Source organism: Shewanella electrodiphila (assembly GCF_023283985.1).
GTDB lineage: Bacteria > Pseudomonadota > Gammaproteobacteria > Enterobacterales > Shewanellaceae > Shewanella > Shewanella electrodiphila.
Genome location: NZ_JAKIKU010000034.1, coordinates 1 through 2,497, shown reverse-complemented (window position 1 = coordinate 2,497; position 2,497 = coordinate 1). Strand labels below are relative to the sequence as shown.

The 2,497-nt window shown below is 44.7% G+C and carries 1 protein-coding gene; it reads left to right on the top strand.

Annotated features, from left to right (window positions below):
• Window positions 1–2,497 (top strand): VCBS domain-containing protein (locus L2737_RS22130; RefSeq protein ID WP_248957127.1); only part of this gene is annotated, 2,497 nt, incomplete at both ends.

Below are 2,497 nucleotides of genomic sequence, written 5' to 3'. Positions count from 1 at the left end.
CCATCAAGGACAACTTCATGTCGATGGTGCCCTCACCGTAACCGATGTCGATTCAGGACAAAACCAATTCCAGGCCACTGTGCAACAAGGTCAATTTGGTTCGCTTTCTTTAAATGAACTAGGTCATTGGACCTATACCGCCGATAACTTGCAGCCGAACATTCAAGGCCTTAAAACAGGCGAGTCACTCACCGATACTTTATTAGTTCATTCTGTTGATGGCACAGAGCAAAAAATCTCAGTGACCATTAATGGCACCGACGATAAGGCGGTCATTTCTGGTACAAGTTCAGCACAATTAACCGAAGACAAAGACGTCCATCAAGGACAACTTCATGTCGATGGTGCCCTCACTGTTACAGATTTAGATAACGGCCAAGCTCAGTTTTCAGCCACATCATTGCAAGGTCAGTTCGGCACGTTATCGATTAACAGTTTAGGCCATTGGACCTATACAGCTGATAATTCTCAACCAGCGATTCAAGGCCTTAAAACTGGCGAATCACTGACAGACACTTTATTAGCTCATTCGATCGATGGTACTGAACAAAAAATCTCAGTGACCATTAATGGCACCGACGATAAGGCGGCCATTTCTGGTACAAGTTCAGCACAATTAACCGAAGACAAAGACGTCCATCAAGGACAACTTCATGTCGATGGTGCGTTAACTGTTACCGATGTAGACAATGGTCAAAACCAATTCCAAGCGAATGTTTTACAAGGACAGTTCGGCACACTGTTGATCAATAACCTAGGTCACTGGACTTATACGGCTGATAATTCTCAATCAGCCATTCAAGGCCTTAAAACAGGCGAATCACTCACCGATACTTTAATCGTTCATAGTGTTGATGGCACCGAGCAGAAAATCTCAGTCACCATTAATGGCACTGACGATAAAGCGGTCATTGGTGGCACTGCAACAACTTCACTAACTGAAGACAAAGATGTTAATCAGGGACTGTTGCATGTTGACGGTGCCCTCACCGTTACTGATGTCGATAACGGTCAAAACCAATTCCAGGCCACTGTGCAACAAGGTCAATTGGGTTCGCTTTCTTTGAACGAACTCGGTCATTGGACCTATACTGCTGACAATTCTCAGCCAGCGATTCAAGGGCTGAAAACCAGTGAATCATTAACGGATACTCTCATAGTTCATTCGGTTGATGGTACTGAGCAAAAAATCTCAGTCACTATCAACGGCACTGATGATAAAGCGGTCATTGGTGGTACAAGTTCAGCACAATTAACCGAAGATAAAGACGTCCATCAAGGACAACTTCATGTCGATGGCGCATTAACCGTTACTGATGTTGATAATGGGCAAAACCAATTTCAGGCCACAGTGCAACAAGGTCAATTTGGTTCGCTTTCTTTGAACGAACTCGGTCATTGGACCTATACTGCTGACAATTCCCAACAGGCTATTCAAGGCCTGAAAACCGGCGAGTCATTAACTGACACTTTAGTCGTTCACAGCGTCGATGGCACCGAGCAAAAAGTTACTGTGACCATCAACGGCACTGATGATAAAGCTGTCATTGGAGGTACAAGTTCAGCACAATTAACCGAAGATAAAGACGTCCATCAAGGACAACTGCATGTCGACGGTGCCCTCACCGTGACTGATGTTGATAACGGACAAAACCAATTCCAGGCCACTGTGCAACAAGGTCAATTCGGCAGCTTATCCATAAACGATTTAGGCCATTGGACTTACATTGCTGACAACTCTCAGCCGAGTATTCAAGGGCTGAAAACGGGTGAGTCGCTTACTGATACACTAGTCGTTCACAGCGTCGATGGCACTGAACAAAAAATCTCTGTGACCATTAATGGCACTGATGATAAAGCAGTGATTGCTGGAAGCAGTACCGCACAATTAACCGAAGATAAAGACCTTCACCAAGGGCAACTCCATGCAGATGGCGCCCTCACCGTAACCGATGTCGATACAGGACAAAATCAATTCCAAGCCACTGTTCAGCAAGGTCAATTTGGTACGCTTTCTTTAAATGAACTAGGCCATTGGACCTATACCGCCGATAACTTGCAGCCGAACATTCAAGGCCTTAAAACAGGCGAGTCACTCACTGATACTTTATTAGTTCACTCGGTTGATGGCACGGAACAAAAAATAACTGTGACCATCAACGGCACTGATGATAAAGCTGTTATTGCTGGTACTTCAACAGCACAGCTAACGGAAGATAAAAATGTTCATCAAGGACAACTGCATGTCGATGGTGCCCTCACTGTTACAGATTTAGATAACGGCCAAGCTCAGTTTTCAGCGACATCATTGCAAGGTCAGTTCGGCACGTTATCGATTAACAATTTAGGCCATTGGACCTATACCGCCGATAACTTGCAGCCGAATATTCAAGGCCTTAAAACAGGCGAGTCACTCACCGATACTTTATTAGTTCATTCTGTTGATGGCACAGAACAAAAAATCTCTGTGACCATTAACGGTACCGACGATAAAGCC